Raw genomic sequence first — 15,760 nt, 5'->3', positions numbered from 1 at the left:
ATCGCACGCTATTTCGTCTGGCCAATCGAATCTCGCCTGTTGACCCCCTACATCCGGTTCTGATTTGAGTACGCAGGCAGAAAGAGTCCCTGAGATATGGCCAAGCGCGCGTTCAACCTTCCCAACATGCTTACCTACGCCCGCATCGTCGCGGTGCCGCTGGTCGTGCTGTGCTTTTTTCTCGAGGGCCATCTGAAATCGAGCGACTTCGCCCGCTGGTCGGCGTTGATCATCTTCCTGCTGGCTTCGATCACCGACTATCTCGACGGCTATCTGGCGCGCGCCTGGCAGCAGACGTCCAACATCGGCAAGATGCTGGACCCGATCGCCGACAAACTGCTGGTCGCCACCTGCCTGCTGCTGCTCGCCGCCGACACCGACCGCCATGCCGGCATCGCAGGCTGGTCGCTGTGGGCGGCAATCATCATCCTGTGCCGCGAAATCCTGGTCTCGGGGCTGCGCGAATATCTGGCGGCATTGAAAGTCTCGGTGCCGGTGACGCAGCTCGCCAAATGGAAGACCGCCATCCAGATGGTCGCCATCGCCTTCCTGCTGGCCGGGCCTGCCGGCGACAAGATCTTCCCGCTGACCACGCGGACCGGACTGGTGCTGCTGTGGATTGCAGCTCTCGTCACGCTATACACCGGCTACGACTATTTCCGCGCCGGCCTCAAGCACATCATGGACGAGTGAGATGACCACCCGGCTCATTTATTTTGCCTGGGTGCGCGAACGGATCGGCAAGCCGGAAGAGGATGTCGAATTGCCCGCGGGCATCGAGACGGTCGCCGACCTCCTGCGCTGGCTGAAATCGCGCGGCGAGGAATATGGGCACGCGCTGCAATATCCTGATGTAATCCGCGTCGCCATCAATCAGGAACATGTCGAGCATCGCGAGAAGATAGCCGGCGCGCGCGAGATCGCGCTGTTTCCGCCGATGACCGGGGGCTGACACCATGTCCGGCGCGCCGACGGTGCGCATCCAGCGCGACGATTTCGACGTTGCCGCCGAGATCGCGAAACTGACCGAGGGTCGCGCCGACATCGGCGCTGTAGTGTCCTTCTCAGGACTTTGCCGCGACGAGCAGGGCCAGCTGTCGGCGCTGGAACTCGAGCACTATCCAGGCATGGCCGAGGCCGAAATCAGCCGGATCGCGGGCGAGGCGCTTCAGCGCTGGCCGTTGCAAGGCCTGACCGTCATCCACCGCCACGGCAAGATCGCACCGGGCGAAAACATCGTGCTGGTGGTGACGGCGTCCTCGCACCGGCAGGCGGCGTTCGAGGCGGCGAATTTCCTGATGGATTTCCTGAAATCGCGTGCGCCTTTCTGGAAGAAGGAGCACCGCGTGGACGGCAGCGATGGCGGCTGGATCGAGGCCAAGGACGCCGACGAGCAGGCTGCGGCGCGCTGGAAGGCGCGGCCCGAATAAATCTCGGCGCAGCCATGTATTGACCGCATTCCCTTGGCCAAATCGCATCGGCAAAAAGGGAGCAAGGGCATGCTGGACAGGATCGCCGAATTCTTCGTCTTCGGTTTTGTGCCGCTGGTTATCGGCGTTCTGGCCGTTCCCGAGCCTTCCGTCGCCGCCGAGAAAACCCTGAAGGGCGAGGTGATGTATCGCGAGCGCATCGCGCTGCCGCCCAACGCCGTGCTGTCGGTTCAACTTGCCGATGTATCGCTGGCCGATGCGCCGGCCGCCATTGTCGGCGAGCGCAAGGTAGCGCCGGCCGGCCAGGTGCCGATCAAGTTCGAGATCAGCTTCGATTCAACGGTGATCCGGCCCAACATGACCTATGCGCTGCAGGCGCGCATCACCGCCGACGACAAGCTGCTGTTCGTCACGGACTCGCGCTATCAGGTCGATCCGCTCAGCGACGCGCCGCAGGCCATTGTGCTGAAAATGGTGGCGCCGAGCGACAAGCCGACCTCGGCCTCGCTGTTCGGCCAGAGCTGGCTGGTCGAGTATATCGACGGTATCGGCGTGATTTCGGAGCCGCAGGCGACGTTCCGGGTCAGCGAAGCCGGCAAGGCGGGCGGCAGCGGCCCGTGCAACGCCTATTTCGCCACCGCCAAGGTCGATGGCGAGACCATCGTCATCAGCGACATCGGCTCGACCTACAAGGCCTGCGCGCCGGAGATCATGGCCGAGGAAAAGGCGCTGTTGGAGGCGCTCGCCAAGGCGGCGTCATACCGTGTCGATGGCGGCAAGCTGATCATCGCCGACAAAGACGGCCGCGACATTTTGCGATTCAACGCAGCGAGTTGATCACGGGCAGCAACGAAAAAGGCCGGCAATGAGCCGGCCTTTTCGATTCAAAGCTGATGGTCGGCTCAGCCGACGATCTCGGTGTCCGAGAACCAGTACTTGATCTCCTGGGCGGCGGTTTCCGGCGCGTCGGAGCCGTGCACGGAATTCTCGCCGATCGACAGCGCGTGCACCTTGCGGATGGTGCCTTCGGCGGCGTTGGCTGGATTGGTGGCGCCCATCACTTCGCGGTTCCTGGCGATGGCGTTCTCGCCTTCCAGAACCTGCACGATGGTCGGCGCCGACGACATGAATTCCACCAGTTCGCCGAAGAACGGACGATCCTTGTGGACGGCGTAAAAGCCTTCGGCCTCGCGGCGGCTCATCCACACGCGACGTGAGGCGACGACGCGCAGGCCGGCCTCTTCCAGCATCCTGGTGATGGCGCCGGTAAGATTGCGCCGGGTCGCGTCCGGCTTGATCATGGAAAAGGTGCGTTCGAGCGCCATGGGGTCGTCCTTGTCTTGAGATGGAAAGTCTTGAGATCGGAATGTGGAGTGGCGGGCTCTATACAAGCCGCCCGGCCCATTGCCAAGGGGACGCGCCCCGGCAGCGTTATTCGACCGCGACCGCCCGCATGGCTGTTCGCAACGCTCTGGTCAAAGGCAAGGCTTTGCGGGAAAATGGCGATTGCGCAGGCACGCACGGCTTCGAAGGGAAATCAGCGGAACGGAAAGACATCGGACCATGTTTGACGGGACGCGCTGGCCCTACCTCCACCTCAGACCGGGCGACATAAAAGGGAGCCTTTGGATTATCGGCATCTTGGCTGCCGTGGGCCTTGTTCTGCTGCTCTTTTCGGGTCGCCGCACAGATACGAATTTCGGTTTCGGGCCTGAATGGCAGTGCACTCCGATGCCGAAGGGCGACCCGATCTGCGTCAAGCTCATCGCCAAGGAAGAGACGAAGTGATGGGCAGCCTTACCGCCTGATCACCACCGGCTGCCGCCGCTGCTCCCAGCCTTCGCGTTCCAGTGTCGGCAGATCATGCTCCTCGCTGGCATAGCCGAGGCAGAAATAGCCGATCAGCGTCCACTCAGGCGGGGTGTCGAGGGTTGCGGCCATCTCGGCGGCGTCGAGGATCGACACCCAGCCCATGCCGATGCCTTCCGCCCGCGCCGCCAGCCACAGCGTGTGCACCGCCATGACGGCCGAATAGTCGATGGTTGCCGGCATCGTCATGCGGCCGAGCCCATGGCCCTGTTGCGTCGTGCGGTCGGCGAAAACCGCGAACTGGCAGGGCGCTTCATTGAGACCGGCGAGCTTCAGCCGGGCATAGAGCGCGGCGCGCTCGCCTGAAAAGCATTCAAGAGCTTCGGCATTGCAGCGCTCGAAAGAGCCTCTCACGGCAGTGCGCCGCTCGGCGCTGTCGACACCACGAAGCGCCACGGCTGGCTGAGACCGACGGAGGGCGCGATGCAGGCAAGCTCCAGCAGCCGCTCCAGCGTACCCTCGGGCAAAGTCGTCGGCTCGAAGCGCCGCACATCCCGGCGCCAGCGCAGCAGCGCGACCAGCCCGGAGCGAAAATCGTCGGTGAAATGGGGGGGTGGTGGCATGGCGATCAGGAGACTTGTGTGGGGAATAGGCAGTCGGCAGTAGGCAGTAGGCAGTAGGCAGTACAGCGCTCAGACCCTAATGCCTACTGCCTATTCCCTAAGCTGCTGCCGCCGCCTCCTTCCAGCAATGCCGGCTGAACGGACGGGTCGCGTCGTGTCCGACGAGTTCATAGAACAGAATGGTCATTGGCGGCTGCGTCCTCGCGGTCTAATTAGGCGTCTGCGGCTGAAGCGGAACTCGTCGGCGGGAAAAAAGATGAAACAGCATTTCATGATGTTCGCGGCCTACAATCAATGGGCCAATGGCCGCATCTACGATGCCGTCGCCGCACTTGACGAAGAAGAGTTCAACCGCGATGTCGGCGCATTTTTCGGCTCGATGATGGGCACGCTCAACCATCTGCTGGCCACCGACCGCATCTGGATGAAACGCTTCACCGGCGAGGGTGACGCGCCGACGAAGCTCGACGCCATCCTGCACCGGGCGCTGCTTGGCCTCAGGCTGGCGCGTGAGGCCGAGGACAGGCGGATCGTCGACTGGGTCGGCGGTTTGACCGAAAAGGCTTTGTCAGGCCGCTTCTCCTACATGACCGTTTCCGACATGCGCACCGTCTCGCAGCGGCTGGCGCCGGCGCTGGGACACGTCTTCAACCACCAGACCCATCACCGCGGCCAGGCGCATACCATCCTGACCATTCTCGGCCGGCCTTCCGTGTCGCTCGATCTGGCCTTTTTCCAGCGCACCGACGAAGGCCGCGCCTACGCCTGATTTCTTGACCGCAGTTTGCGTTTGAAGACGCCGGAGGCGACATCCCTCGGTGCCTTTGTGCCATCCGTCTGCGACCTGGCCGCCGATACCAGTGAAACGCCTCTGGACGCGACGGACAGCGCCAAAGCCTCAACCTCCAGCCTGAATCCCAAGCCGGGTTTTTGAAGCCCGTGGTTTGCACGACGCTGCCCGGTGGCTTGTGCCGCCCTTTGGCGCCGCCCCTTGCTCGGCCGGCCGCTACAACCTGCTCCATTTTTCAGTAGAGTTTCTATTTAATAAATTCAACAAAGTTTAAATATTGAAGCAAAAACATATTTTTTTTTAGAAACCGAGTACACTGATTGAGAACTACAACGGCCTATGTCGAAAAAAATAAAGAAACTATAAGGAAGACTCGTGCGTAGCTGTGAGTGCATAAGCATATGTCTGCTTTGGTTTGCTGGCATGTTGCAATGCACAAAGCAGAACGGCAACAAGGAGAGTGTCATGGTTAATATCACTCAGAAAATCGCTAGAACACTGGCGGCGGGTGCAATTATCGTTATTTTTGCCGCTCCCGCGAATGCAGGAGGCGGAATTGGCGTCGGTGTCGGCGCATCTATCGGCGGTGCTGGCGGCATCAATGCAGGTGTTGGCGCTTCGATCGGCGGCAGCGGCGGTATCAAGGCGGGTGCTGGCGCAACGGTCGGCGGCAATAGCGGCGTTACTGCGGGCCTCGGCGCCTCAGTCGGCGGTAGCAGCGGCATCAAGGCCGGCGCTGGCGCGACGGTCGGCGGAGCCGGTGGCATCAAGGCCGGTGTTGGGGCCACGGTCGGCGGCAGCGGAGGTATCAAGGCCGGTGTCGGCGTCAACGTCGGCAGCGGCATCAACGTCGGCGTCGGCGTCGGCATTGGCGGAACGCCGGGCACGCCCGGTACGCCGGGTACGCCCGGCACTCCAGGAACTCCTGGAACACCAGGCACACCTGGGACACCCGGTGTCGTCGCCAGCATGTCGAACAGCCAGCTGACACGTATGAAGAAGCGCTGCGTCGATGTGCTCGCCAGTGAGGGCACCTACGACAGCGATCTGCGGCAGCTATGCCTTATGATCTCGCGTCGCTGAGACAGGTTTCGCCGGGAGTGTCGAACCAGCCGTGAGGCTTTACGGCACTCTCCTACCGCATGGCCCAGACTTCCCGAGGGACATGCGCTGACGAGAAGCCTCCGGCCAGTCGGAAAGCCCGCCGCGCAAGTGGCGGGCTTTTTGTGACCGCCGGCATCTTCACGGCAATCGGTCACACTTTCGATTAACCGTTAACCACATTAGAATTGAAGGCAAGGGTTTAGGGTTTCATTTGTGTTCCCGCTGCAAAATAGCGAACACAGTGGGAGAAATTGGCATGCGGGTCGATCTGTCGCCCACGAGCTGGGGCAGGGTCATAGCAGTCACGGTTGTCGGCACGGCGATCTGCATCGCGGCGGCCTTCCTTGTCGATTCCTACAATTTTCCGTCGCTGTCGCCCGAAGCATTGCGCTGGGCGCAGCTCACCGACCTGTTGCTGCCGCTCGTGCTGGGTGGGTCGTTCTTCTCTTTCCTTATGTACAAGATGCGCCAGCTGGCGATCGCCCAGAAGAATCTGAGCATCGTCGCGGCAACCGACAGCCTGACCGCGGTGTTCAACCGCGGCGCGTTTTCGATGCTGGTCGAGGCCTATCTCGAACAGGCGCGCAGCCAGGCCGTCGTCGATGCCGGCGCCCTGCTGATCGTCGACGCCGATCATTTCAAGACTATCAACGATCGATTGGGCCACGATTGCGGCGATCAAGCGCTCAAGCTGATCGCGCAGACGATCAAGGCTCAGCTGCGCGGCGCCGACATCGTTGGACGCATCGGCGGCGAGGAGTTCGCCATCTTCCTGCCTGGCGCCGACCCGTCGCAGTCCTGGCTGGTTGCTGAGGGGATCCGGCGGCGCATCCGCGAGGTCGAGTTTGCTCCGGGTGGACGGCCCTGTCCGCTCTCGGTGAGCATCGGTGGCGTCGCCTTCAGCGGACCGACCACCTATGCCGACATGTTCCTGACGGCCGACCGGCACCTCTACAAGGCCAAGTCCAACGGCCGCGACCAGGTCAGTTTCGAAACGACCGGGCCGCGCGCCCTGCTGGCCGGTGATCCGACGTTGCATTGAGGGTGAGCCTGCATGGCGTGCGTGGTGTTACAGGAACACCGATCTGACATAGCGTAGCGGGGCGGTTATCTTCCAGGATGTCGATTTCAGCAGGGCCTGGTTCGTTGCAATGAGACTCTGGATTTGTTGGTGTGCGGCCGCGATCTGCAAGCTTAGCTCATCCCGGCTTACGGCAACTTCGCGCAGCTCCCGCTCCGCCTCCTTGAGCAGATCGACATCGGAATCATGCAGGACAGGGGCGTTCTTCGAGAGACTGATATAAAACTCATGCAGGTGTAACTGACCCGGTTCATTCTTGTGAAACGCAAGTTCCCCCGACTTGATGTATCCGAGCGAACGAAGTTTCTTGATCAGAAATCGGAACGAGGCCGGCGTGAACTGCCACGCGTGAGCATCGTAATAGGCCGTGTCTACCTGAACGGCTTCGAACATGCTTTTTGCCTCTTCGTCGCTTTGCAGGAAGGCGACATCGTCAAAGGTCGGCTCGAGCCAGACGGTCTGTTTGGCCTTGGTGCAAACATACGAAACCTGGTCAAACAGAATTCCCGGCGTGTGGCGTTTGCGCTTTTCCGCATGGGCCTGCAGCGTCTGACCGACAGTGGACAGCGGCCGTAGCGCATCGAAGCAAAAGCGCTTGTCTGGTACGGCCAGCACAAGCCGTCCCCCGGGTTTCAGCAGTGTTTCGCAGTCTTGGAGGAAACGAACGATGTCGGTGACATGTTCGATCACATGCGAGGCAAAGATGAAATCGTATCGTTGCTCATAGCCGATGGTCTCGAGCAGAGTGCGGCCGTCCGAGACATAGTCGACCTCTTCGATCTTTGATGCATCGTCGCGATATTTCTCGCGCAGGCTGGCGGCGTCGGCATGGTCGACGATTTCGACATTGTAGCCACGGCGCTTTGGCAAAAGAGGATTGTAGCTTGGTCCGATTTCCAGGCCGAAGCCGCTCGGATCGAATAATGAAAACAGCAACTCATTCCTGTTCAGCATATCCCATTCCTGTCGTTATGGAGGTTTGGCGGGTGCCTTGCGGCCGTTTTTCGAACACGACCACGCTGTCGTAGACGGCGATACAGGCTGTCGATCGGGTGAAGGTAGAGACGGGGATCGCGCCTCTTGCGTGTGCCGCGTTTATCTCATCAAGCTTGTCCTTGACGAACTCCATGAAAGTCCCGGCTCGCTTCAGGCCGCCCTCATACTCATCCCAATACGCAGTATGAAGATCCTCGACGAGGTAAACGCCATGAGGGTCGACCTTGTCATACAGCAGCTCAAAGCTCTTCATTACGTGTCGCATGATATGACTTCCGTCATCGATGATGATGTCGAAGGCATCATATCTGTCGATGATCTGGTTGATCAGCGCCGGATCGTCTTGGCTGCCAGTGAATATCTCTATGCCGACTTCGTCATGCGCTTTGCAGATCGGATCGATATCGATGCCAATTACGCGAGCGCCGTGGCCGAAGTAAGCCTTCCACATCTGAAGGGAGCCGCCTCCGGACACGCCTATCTCGAGAATCGTTGGCGCTCTGTTTCTGAAGCGTTCGAAATGGCGCTCGTAGATATCGAAATAATGGAACCACTTATGAAGCCGCTTTCCTCCATTATTGAGAAAGTATCTGTGTAGAAATCCGTCTCCCAGCATCTGAAATCGACCCCAATACCAATATCTCGCGAGAGCCGCGCTGCCATGCCCGGCGCGACAACGCAGCCAGACTGGAGACCGGGAGTGGGGAGCAATTACTTGCTGGCCGTCGCGTAGGGAATGCGCCGAAGCCAACTTGCATAGTCGGACAGGCTATTGCCAGACGCCGCTAAATTGCGAGAACCCGGCTTACAAAGCTACGTGTAAATTCCAAAGATGCCAGTTTCGCAACCAAGTGGCTGCCGAGGAAAGGCCGTATCGCCCGCATGATCAGCCATCGCCTGATCCTCATTGTCGGCGTGATCCTGTCGATAAGCGCAAGTGCCGGCATCAGCAGTTCAGCGCTTCCGCACTGGCCTGCAATCCGGTAGGTGCCAGCCGCACTGCGAAAGAAACGCGGCGTTATCAGGTCTCTGGCGTAGTAGCGTCGCAAGGGAACATCGTCAGGAAATGCCACCAGAAGTTTGTCTGCGTAGATTAGAGCCGACCTGGCCATTCTTGCGCTGTATGACGCGGAGTCACCATGAATGCGCCACGCGGACAAGGCCTCTCTCAGAAACCTGTTGGTGTAGCCCGCCCTGAACAGCCGCAGAAAAAGATCGTCGTCCTCGTAGCCGGAAAGCCGCTCGTCAAATCCACCTACCGCCTCGAACGCTTCGCGAGAGATGAGGGAGGCAGACGGGAGGACATACATGTTCTGGGACAGGCAGTTGAAGATCGTCCGTTTCGGATGTTCTGAACCAAGTCGCTTGAGCATCTGCCGAACCACTAAATTTCCATCCCGATCGTATTCGTCAAGGTCACTGTAGACCCATCCGAATGGACCTACCTGAGGCTCAGGCCCTGCCGCAGCTTCCAAAGTCTCGAGATGCTTTGGGTACCACCAGTCGTCTTGGTCAAGAAAAGCGATCAGGTCGCTTTTGGAGTTGCGGACGCCCATATTGCGGGCCGACGATTGACCGCCGTTCTCTTTCGTCAGGACACATACCCGGTTGTCGCCCCGGGCAACTTCGCGAGCGACTTCAGCACCACCGTCGGTGGAACCATCGTCGACAATGATTACCTCATCTGGCGGACGAGTTTGCTCGAGCACGCTTTTCAGCGACGCTCCAATGAAATTTCGACCATTGTAGAGCGGTATGCAGGCAACGATCGATCGTTTCATCTAATAAAACCTTCACGGTGGCCAAGAACCGAATAACTCAAGCATTTAGGGTTTCATATCGAGGAAGTAAGCTTGTAAGATCGATCCTAAGGTTTTCGACATCCGGAATGAGGTTTGGCGGTACTTTCACCGATAAATCATTCTCTTCCAATGCCCGAAGAACAGAGAGAGCACGACGGTTCTGGCCTGCATATTTTAACGAAAGCGCTTCGTGATACTTCGCCCGCCAGATTAAATCGGCTTCGACGCCCGCTACCGAGGAATCGATTGACAGCTTTTTCCGGCACAGCAGATGTGCCGCACAGAGATGCTCGGCCGCGTGCAGGTAGTCGCCCTTGTGGATGAGCAGCAGCATTCCGCGATAGTAGGTCGAAGCCGCTATGCAAAGCGGCCACCGGTCGGCAAACTCCGCCAACGTGTTTATGTCATCCAGTCTGGGCCGCGCATCAGCAAGAATTGAAGCGAAGCTCTTTTCCGCCAGTTCGTACTTGCCGTGATCGATGGCCCCGCGAAAAAGGCGATAGCGCAAGCCGATTGCCAACGAAGAACCAGGAGTGGCGCGCGAAACCGCATTCTCCAGATACCAAAGGATCTTACTCTGCCAACTTTCGGTGGGTTGGAATTCGATCGGTTTGCGCGATGCATAGAACAAGGTGCTGTCTGCGCTTTTGTCGACGGATACGAATGGCAATCCCGCTTCATCGAACAGCCGTGTCAGCGCTTCAGCGCTAAAGAGGATCGTGTGAGCTCCAGGTGACAGCAGAGCCAGAAGGGTGGATTGTTCAGTGGCAGGATTGATCCGCTCGGGATTGGGCGTGGTCAGGACAATCACCCCATCCTCGGCCAAATACGATTTAAGGATTGCCAGAAAGCCGGTCACATCGTGAATGTGCTCGATTACCTCCGAGCAATGCACCACATCGTACAGATATTGTGGATTGGCGTTCAGCGGCGCAAAATCGCGGACGATATCGAGGCCGAGTTGATCCCGCCCCGCGCCACCATACTGTGAAGGCTCGAAGCCCTTGGCCTCCCAGCCGGCGATGGTGCGAACGGCATCCAGGGCAAAGCCGAAACCGCAACCGATATCGACGACTCTGCCGACTCGACCTTCTGGAACGACCCTGAGAATGTTCCGCGCGACAGTGTCGATGGAGGCGTTCATTTCAACGTAGTTGCGGATACCCAACGGGTTGGTGTGTTCCGTATAGTCGATTGATGGGAACGGGTGATAAATCAGCGACGCACATTGATCGCATCGGTAGAGCGACATCGTGCCGGCGCTCAAAACTTTTGCCTTGGCATTGGCGCCACCACACGCTGGGCAAACGAATTCCGCCGGGGCCGGTGGGCAGTCGAAGTTTATGAATCCCCTCTCTGGCATCGTTGTGATCAGTGCTTCGGATAGGCTTTGCTGTGGTCCATGGAATCGCTGCGCTGGAGCGGCCAGGAAACCGCACCATCCGGAAGATCGAAAGTCTTGCGCGCCAGGACATAGGACGCCGCCATTCCATCGTGGAGCGCAAATTCGAGCATGGGACCTTCCCGGAACGCCGGGTGCACATACATTTTGACCGGCGTCGTCATTCCGACTTCGAGGATCTCGAAGCCCATCTCGGGTGCGAACAGGACTTTCAAGCCTTCGCTCGAAATCCGCCAGAAATCGTTGGGCATTTCATGGACTGGAAAGGCTTGAGGCACCGAGTGCAGGGTCAGGCCTCCGACCTTCAGCACCCTGTTGATTTGCGCCGCCAGCAGCCACGGACAACTAAGATGCTCCATCACCGCATAAGAGAATATTCCGTCTATTGAGCCGGGCTCGAAATGCTCACCCAGGAAATGTGCGTCTGCCACAACGTCGACGCCTGGCGCTTCATGAATGTCGACACCGATGAACTTGCACTCGGGCTGGAACTGCCCTGCCTGTAGCGAAGATGACGGCCCCACGACACGCGCACCGATTTCCACGACGACACCACCGGTCCTCTTCATCTCATCGGCAAAGCGCCGTTGCGTGAACATCGGCTCGGGAAGGACAGTATTGACAGGATGATTGGCCGAAAGTGCGGAGATTTCGAATTCCGCCGAGCCATCGACGGTCTCAATTTCCAAAACCACCGGCCGGAAGGGACTGCAGGCCAAGTAGGCCGAGAAGCCGCATTTCATTGAATGCAGTGATGGGAAGAAGGTCGCCAAGTCTGATCGGTCGTGGAAGTCCGAAACCTCTACCCGAAAATCCCCGCTCTTCAGCCGCATCGCCGTGATCGGGACGTCCCAAGCATGGGCCCAGCCTTTTACGAACACGCCATACGTATCGCACCACAGATTGTCGATCAAATGGACAAATTTTTCGGCATGCGGTGCTTCGGCATGCGGTGGCTCCGCAGAAGATTCTTCGGGAGGCGGTGCTTCGGAAGGTGGCGCTTCGGGAGGAGGTGCCGCAAAACTCAGCGAATTTGTCGTGTCGAGGTCAGGCTGTTTTCGAAAAGCAAAAAGCTGTCGAAAACCGGGTCGACCGGCTGCTGTGAACAGAGAGCCAAGATTGGCTCTATTCAAAAGGCTGCCTAGTCGGTACGTCAATATACCTTGTGTATTCTGCAACGCCCCACCCATTCCTATGCTGATATAGTTGTTGGTTTCTGCTAAATAACGTGTTCAGCGCACAGGTCGCTTGATCGTCCTCCCGGTTCACCAAGGCACGTTAGCCATCAAAGCTTGATCGCACAATATGCTCTGAGAGTTATGTACATCAAGAATTGATCTACGTGGGGTGCGAGTTTTCGTAAAGCAAAAATTGAAAATTGCGCCCAAGTTTTGGTGCAGCGGCGGCCAACATATTTGTTTCCGTGGCGCAGGTAAAACTATCGCTTCTGAGAACGACTTCGCGATAACCACGATGTTACACGAAAGCGGTGGAGAATATCGTTATACAAACGAAATCTCGATTTTTCTGGCGATAAGCAGCCGTCAGCCGCCGTCAGCAATCCGTTCATCTCTTAGCATTAATCTTGGCGAGCTGATCTTCGGCCCAACGAGGGCAGGGTGCCTCAAGGCGGTGCCGGTCATAGGAGATGGATTGGCTGGCAGCGCACCGCGTCCATCCTGTCGACCAGATCCTGACCAAATCGGCGTCGTTCCTGCCGGTCTTCGCGCTCGATTTTCGACCCCCGCCATACTGATCTTCACATTGGTCTATCAGTGGCAGTCGCTGTTCATCCATTCGACACGCGTATCAGGGTCGGGCCGTTGAAATGGCTGCTGGCGTCACCGCGATTTCATCACTGGCATCATGCCAATGAGCGCGAAGCCTGGGACAAGAATTTCGCCGGGCAGCTGCCCTTTGCTCGACATGCTGGGAGGCACATTGTTCATGCCCGACAGGATGCCGCAGAAATACGGCTCCGATGACCCGGTTCCCTCGCTCTATCATCGGCAGCTTGCCTATCCCTTTGTCGGCGATCAACTCTTTGTCGGCAACACCGAACAGACCGCCCCGCCGGCAAGGCTGGCAGAGGCCTCGCCGACGTCTGCCGGCAAGTCCGAGTGATCTTTTTTGCTGGGCAGGCCTGGTCCCGGCCGTCTCAGACGGCGTAGCCGCCATAACCGTGTGCGACCGGCTTGACCGAGACGGTCGGCTGGACCGCGGGCCAGAGGATGCCTGCCGTGACTGCAAAGGTGATCAGGGCATCGCGTGCGGCCTCGGTCGAGATTTCTCCGGCGCGCGCCGCCTCGCAAGCCCTCACGGCCGCGCCATAGCTCAGGCGCCGGCGTGACGGCGGAAATTCGGTCAGGAAATCATGCATCTCGAACAGCGAGGCGAGCATGCGTTTGTGGCCGGCGCCAACGCTAACGGCAACCGGGGTGAAGAACATCGCGTCGTGCATTCTGGCCTCTCTGGATGGGCGGAAGGGCGGCGGCCGCCGCCCTCCGATCGCGGGTTGGACGCCAGAAAACGCGGCTGGCGGCCCGAGGTTCCCTGAGAGATGCCATGACAGGACGATTTGCTCTTGAGGTCGCTCCCTGCCGGCATTCGCGGTTGCGGCTATTTCCACATGCCGCGCATGCGGGCGCCGAGGTCGACGCGGACTTCAGGTCTGTGGCGCGGATCGTCCTTGGCGTGGACGCTCGCCCACGACGTCTGCTCGAAGGCGCCGAGGATCGAGGCTGGGATGAAACGGGTTCGCGAGGCATAGACGTGGCGGTCGCCGCGCGCTGCCTGGCCGTGAGTGAAGAAGCGCTGCGGCGTCACCAGATGCAGGCCGTCCTTGGCCCGCGTCATCGCGACGTAAAGCAGCCGGCGCTCCTCCTCGATGTCTTCCTTGGTGCCGACGCCGAGATCGGCCGGGATGCAGCCATCGACGGTGTTGAGCACGAAGACGTTCTTCCATTCCTGGCCCTTGGCCGAATGGATGGTCGACAGGATCAGATAGTCCTCGTCGCGGTGCGGCGGCCCGGCCTGGTCGCTGGTCGCATCCGGTGGATCCAGCGTCAGCTCGGTCAGGAAGCGCTCGCGCGAAGCATAGCCGGAACCGATCTGCTCGAGCTGCATGAGGTCGGCCCGCCGCGTCGTTGCATCATCGTGGATGCGCTCGAGATGCGGCTCGTACCACAGCCTGACCTGTTCGAGATCGGCCGGCCATTTCCCCGACCGGGCGCGCAGGCCGGAATAAAGCGCAACGAAGGCTGGCCAGTCCTCAGCCGCGCGTTGCGGCGGCCGGTAGCGGGCCAGCCCCATTTCCTCGTCGAGCGATGTCGCCATGGTCTCGACGATGGTGCTCGCCGCCGAAGGGCCGATGCCGGGCAGGAGCTGCAGCACGCGGAAGCCGGCGACGCGGTCGCGCGGGTTCTCGGCAAAACGCAGCACCGAAAGCACGTCCTTGACATGGGCGGCGTCGAGGAATTTGAGCCCGCCGAACTTGACGAAGGGGATGTTGCGGCGCGTCAGTTCGATCTCCAGCGGGCCGCTGTGGTGCGAGGCGCGAAACAGCACCGCCTGCGATTTCAGCACCGTGCCGGCCTCGCGCTCGGCCAGGATGGCCTGGCAGACATAGTTCGCCTGCTCGGCCTCGTCGCGCACGCTGACCAGTTTCGGCCTTTGCGAGGATTTGCGCTCCGACCAGAGGTTCTTGGTGAAGCGCTCCGACGCCTCCGAGATGACCGCATTGGCTGCCGCCAAAATAGTCTCGGTCGAGCGGTAGTTGCGCTCCAGCATAATGACATCGGCGGCTCGCGCGAATTGTTGCGGGAAATCGAGGATGTTGCGCACTTCCGCGGCGCGAAACGAATAGATCGACTGCGCGTCGTCGCCCACCACTGTCAGTCCGGCGCCGTCCGGCTTCAGCGCCGAAAGGATCGAGGCCTGCAGCCGGTTGGTGTCCTGGTATTCGTCGACCAGCACATGGTCGAAGCGCGAGCCCAGATGCGCCGCGATCTCCGGCTCGGCGGCCATCTGCGCCCAGTAGAGCAGGAGGTCGTCGTAATCGAGCACGTTCTGCGCCTGCTTGGCCTCGACATATCCGGCGAACAGCGCCTTCAGTTGTTCGGCCCAGCCGGCACACCACGGAAAGGCCGAACCCAGCACCTCGCCAAGCGGCGCCTGCGCGTTGACGGCGCGCGAATAGATCGCCAGGCAGGTGCCCTTGGTCGGAAAACGGCTTTCGGTCTTCGAGAATCCAAGTTCATGCCGGGCAAGATTCATCAGGTCGGCGGAATCCTCGCGGTCGTGAATGGTAAAGGCCGGGTCGAGGCCGATCGTCAGCGCATAGTCGCGCAGCAGCCTGGCGCCGATGCCGTGAAACGTACCGGCCCAGGCCAGCGCGTCGGCGATGACGGACGCGTCTCGGCCCAGCACCTCGCCGGCGATGCGTTCGACCCGCCTGGCCATTTCGGTGGCGGCGCGGCGCGAATGTCATAAGCAGAATGCGTCTGGGATCAGCGCCCTTGACGATTAGATGCGCGACCCGGTGGGCGAGCGTGTTGGTCTTGCCGGAGCCGGCGCCGGCGATCACCAGCAGCGGCCCGGCGATCTGGCCGTCGCCATGTTCGACGGCGAGCCGCTGCTCGGCGTTGAGCTTCGCCAGATAGGCGGGCTGCAAGGACGAATCATTGATGGCGATGGTCATCGCCTATCAAGCATCGTTTCCGCT

General features: G+C 60.0%; 17 protein-coding genes and 2 pseudogenes. 9 read left to right on the top strand and 10 right to left on the bottom strand.

The genetic code is table 11. The features are described 5' to 3' along the window. Positions 1 to 96: 96 nt before the first annotated feature. From pgsA to ACYG9Y_RS16910, 4 genes are all read left to right on the top strand, one after another. On the top strand, positions 97 to 693 hold the full coding sequence (gene pgsA / locus ACYG9Y_RS16925) for a CDP-diacylglycerol--glycerol-3-phosphate 3-phosphatidyltransferase (protein ID WP_023738627.1): 597 nt from the start codon (positions 97 to 99) through the stop codon (positions 691 to 693). A 1-nt stretch (position 694) separates the two neighbouring features. After that, a complete protein-coding gene (gene moaD / locus ACYG9Y_RS16920) occupies positions 695 to 952 on the top strand; it encodes a molybdopterin converting factor subunit 1 (RefSeq protein ID WP_023738628.1) in 258 nt (85 codons plus the stop codon). A gap of 4 nt (positions 953 to 956) precedes the next feature. Beyond that, complete coding sequence (locus tag ACYG9Y_RS16915; RefSeq protein WP_023738629.1) at positions 957 to 1,430, top strand: molybdenum cofactor biosynthesis protein MoaE; 474 nt, start codon at positions 957 to 959, stop codon at positions 1,428 to 1,430. Positions 1,431 to 1,499: 69 nt separating this feature from the next. After that, positions 1,500 to 2,267: a YbaY family lipoprotein gene (locus ACYG9Y_RS16910; protein WP_023738630.1), complete on the top strand. Its 768-nt coding sequence runs from the start codon at positions 1,500 to 1,502 to the stop codon at positions 2,265 to 2,267. Between the two features lie 65 nt (positions 2,268 to 2,332). On the opposite strand, the gene ndk is transcribed toward ACYG9Y_RS16910, so the two are convergent. Then, positions 2,333 to 2,755 carry a nucleoside-diphosphate kinase gene (gene ndk / locus ACYG9Y_RS16905; RefSeq protein ID WP_023673443.1) on the bottom strand — a complete coding sequence of 141 codons (423 nt, stop codon included), beginning with the start codon at positions 2,753 to 2,755 and terminating at the stop codon, positions 2,333 to 2,335. Between the two features lie 238 nt (positions 2,756 to 2,993). On the opposite strand from ndk, the gene ACYG9Y_RS16900 reads away from it, so the two are divergent. Next, the gene (locus ACYG9Y_RS16900; RefSeq protein WP_023738631.1) at positions 2,994 to 3,218 is read left to right on the top strand and encodes a hypothetical protein; all 225 of its coding nucleotides are present in this window, start codon (positions 2,994 to 2,996) and stop codon (positions 3,216 to 3,218) included. Positions 3,219 to 3,227: 9 nt separating this feature from the next. Here ACYG9Y_RS16900 and bluB read toward each other — a convergent pair. Next, positions 3,228 to 3,862, bottom strand: a pseudogene (bluB, locus tag ACYG9Y_RS16895) (5,6-dimethylbenzimidazole synthase). Between the two features lie 256 nt (positions 3,863 to 4,118). Here bluB and ACYG9Y_RS16890 point away from each other — a divergent pair. The 3 genes from ACYG9Y_RS16890 to ACYG9Y_RS16880 all read left to right on the top strand — a co-directional run bounded on the left by ACYG9Y_RS16890 (position 4,119) and on the right by ACYG9Y_RS16880 (position 6,798). Continuing rightward, positions 4,119 to 4,631, top strand: a complete 513-nt coding sequence (locus ACYG9Y_RS16890; protein WP_023738632.1) for a DinB family protein — start codon at positions 4,119 to 4,121, stop codon at positions 4,629 to 4,631. A 486-nt stretch (positions 4,632 to 5,117) separates the two neighbouring features. Beyond that, positions 5,118 to 5,735, top strand: coding sequence for a hypothetical protein (locus tag ACYG9Y_RS16885; RefSeq protein WP_023738634.1), 618 nt, complete (start codon positions 5,118 to 5,120; stop codon positions 5,733 to 5,735). Between the two features lie 277 nt (positions 5,736 to 6,012). Continuing rightward, positions 6,013 to 6,798: a GGDEF domain-containing protein gene (locus ACYG9Y_RS16880; RefSeq protein ID WP_023738635.1), complete on the top strand. Its 786-nt coding sequence runs from the start codon at positions 6,013 to 6,015 to the stop codon at positions 6,796 to 6,798. Between the two features lie 27 nt (positions 6,799 to 6,825). Here the strand turns inward: ACYG9Y_RS16880 and ACYG9Y_RS16875 are convergent, their stop codons facing one another. The 5 genes from ACYG9Y_RS16875 to ACYG9Y_RS16855 all read right to left on the bottom strand — a co-directional run bounded on the left by ACYG9Y_RS16875 (position 6,826) and on the right by ACYG9Y_RS16855 (position 12,215). Next, positions 6,826 to 7,791, bottom strand: coding sequence for a class I SAM-dependent methyltransferase (locus ACYG9Y_RS16875; protein ID WP_023738636.1), 966 nt, complete (start codon positions 7,789 to 7,791; stop codon positions 6,826 to 6,828). After that, positions 7,775 to 8,449 (bottom strand): class I SAM-dependent methyltransferase, encoded by a 675-nt coding sequence (locus ACYG9Y_RS16870; RefSeq protein WP_023738637.1) that lies wholly within the window; start codon positions 8,447 to 8,449, stop codon positions 7,775 to 7,777. Before ACYG9Y_RS16870 ends, ACYG9Y_RS16875 begins: the two co-directional genes overlap by 17 nt. Before the next feature lie 169 nt (positions 8,450 to 8,618). Then, a complete protein-coding gene (locus ACYG9Y_RS16865; protein ID WP_023738638.1) occupies positions 8,619 to 9,614 on the bottom strand; it encodes a glycosyltransferase family 2 protein in 996 nt (331 codons plus the stop codon). A gap of 37 nt (positions 9,615 to 9,651) precedes the next feature. Continuing rightward, a complete protein-coding gene (locus tag ACYG9Y_RS16860; RefSeq protein WP_023749404.1) occupies positions 9,652 to 10,902 on the bottom strand; it encodes a class I SAM-dependent methyltransferase in 1,251 nt (416 codons plus the stop codon). A gap of 104 nt (positions 10,903 to 11,006) precedes the next feature. Next, positions 11,007 to 12,215, bottom strand: coding sequence for a methyltransferase domain-containing protein (locus ACYG9Y_RS16855; RefSeq protein ID WP_155924227.1), 1,209 nt, complete (start codon positions 12,213 to 12,215; stop codon positions 11,007 to 11,009). 769 nt (positions 12,216 to 12,984) lie between these two features. Between ACYG9Y_RS16855 and ACYG9Y_RS16850 the strand changes: the two genes are divergently transcribed. Next, the gene (locus ACYG9Y_RS16850; RefSeq protein WP_023738643.1) at positions 12,985 to 13,161 is read left to right on the top strand and encodes a hypothetical protein; all 177 of its coding nucleotides are present in this window, start codon (positions 12,985 to 12,987) and stop codon (positions 13,159 to 13,161) included. A gap of 34 nt (positions 13,162 to 13,195) precedes the next feature. On the opposite strand, the gene ACYG9Y_RS16845 is transcribed toward ACYG9Y_RS16850, so the two are convergent. The 3 genes and pseudogenes from ACYG9Y_RS16845 to ACYG9Y_RS16835 form a co-directional block, all read right to left on the bottom strand. Next, positions 13,196 to 13,498, bottom strand: coding sequence for a DUF982 domain-containing protein (locus ACYG9Y_RS16845; protein WP_023738644.1), 303 nt, complete (start codon positions 13,496 to 13,498; stop codon positions 13,196 to 13,198). 158 nt (positions 13,499 to 13,656) lie between these two features. After that, a complete protein-coding gene (locus ACYG9Y_RS16840) occupies positions 13,657 to 14,826 on the bottom strand; it encodes an ATP-dependent helicase (protein ID WP_444849038.1) in 1,170 nt (389 codons plus the stop codon). Positions 14,827 to 14,907: 81 nt separating this feature from the next. Next, a pseudogene (locus ACYG9Y_RS16835) lies at positions 14,908 to 15,736 on the bottom strand (ATP-dependent helicase); the annotation flags it as partial. Positions 15,737 to 15,760: the final 24 nt, after the last annotated feature.

The sequence above is a fragment of the Mesorhizobium sp. W050 genome (assembly GCF_054719535.1).
This window is presented reverse-complemented; position numbering and strand designations above follow the sequence as displayed.

Bases quoted from the DNA above. Each gene is read 5' to 3' on its own strand.
- pgsA (WP_023738627.1), top strand. From the start codon at position 97: ATGGCCAAGCGCGCGTTCAACCTTCCCAACATGCTTACCTACGCCCGC.
- moaD (WP_023738628.1), top strand. From the start codon at position 695: ATGACCACCCGGCTCATTTATTTTGCCTGGGTGCGCGAACGGATCGGC.
- ACYG9Y_RS16915 (WP_023738629.1), top strand. From the start codon at position 957: ATGTCCGGCGCGCCGACGGTGCGCATCCAGCGCGACGATTTCGACGTT.
- ACYG9Y_RS16910 (WP_023738630.1), top strand. From the start codon at position 1,500: ATGCTGGACAGGATCGCCGAATTCTTCGTCTTCGGTTTTGTGCCGCTG.
- ndk (WP_023673443.1), bottom strand. From the start codon at position 2,755: ATGGCGCTCGAACGCACCTTTTCCATGATCAAGCCGGACGCGACCCGG.
- ACYG9Y_RS16900 (WP_023738631.1), top strand. From the start codon at position 2,994: ATGTTTGACGGGACGCGCTGGCCCTACCTCCACCTCAGACCGGGCGAC.
- ACYG9Y_RS16890 (WP_023738632.1), top strand. From the start codon at position 4,119: ATGAAACAGCATTTCATGATGTTCGCGGCCTACAATCAATGGGCCAAT.
- ACYG9Y_RS16885 (WP_023738634.1), top strand. From the start codon at position 5,118: ATGGTTAATATCACTCAGAAAATCGCTAGAACACTGGCGGCGGGTGCA.
- ACYG9Y_RS16880 (WP_023738635.1), top strand. From the start codon at position 6,013: ATGCGGGTCGATCTGTCGCCCACGAGCTGGGGCAGGGTCATAGCAGTC.
- ACYG9Y_RS16875 (WP_023738636.1), bottom strand. From the start codon at position 7,791: ATGCTGAACAGGAATGAGTTGCTGTTTTCATTATTCGATCCGAGCGGC.
- ACYG9Y_RS16870 (WP_023738637.1), bottom strand. From the start codon at position 8,449: ATGCTGGGAGACGGATTTCTACACAGATACTTTCTCAATAATGGAGGA.
- ACYG9Y_RS16865 (WP_023738638.1), bottom strand. From the start codon at position 9,614: ATGAAACGATCGATCGTTGCCTGCATACCGCTCTACAATGGTCGAAAT.
- ACYG9Y_RS16850 (WP_023738643.1), top strand. From the start codon at position 12,985: ATGCCCGACAGGATGCCGCAGAAATACGGCTCCGATGACCCGGTTCCC.
- ACYG9Y_RS16845 (WP_023738644.1), bottom strand. From the start codon at position 13,498: ATGCACGACGCGATGTTCTTCACCCCGGTTGCCGTTAGCGTTGGCGCC.
- ACYG9Y_RS16840 (WP_444849038.1), bottom strand. From the start codon at position 14,826: ATGCTGGAGCGCAACTACCGCTCGACCGAGACTATTTTGGCGGCAGCC.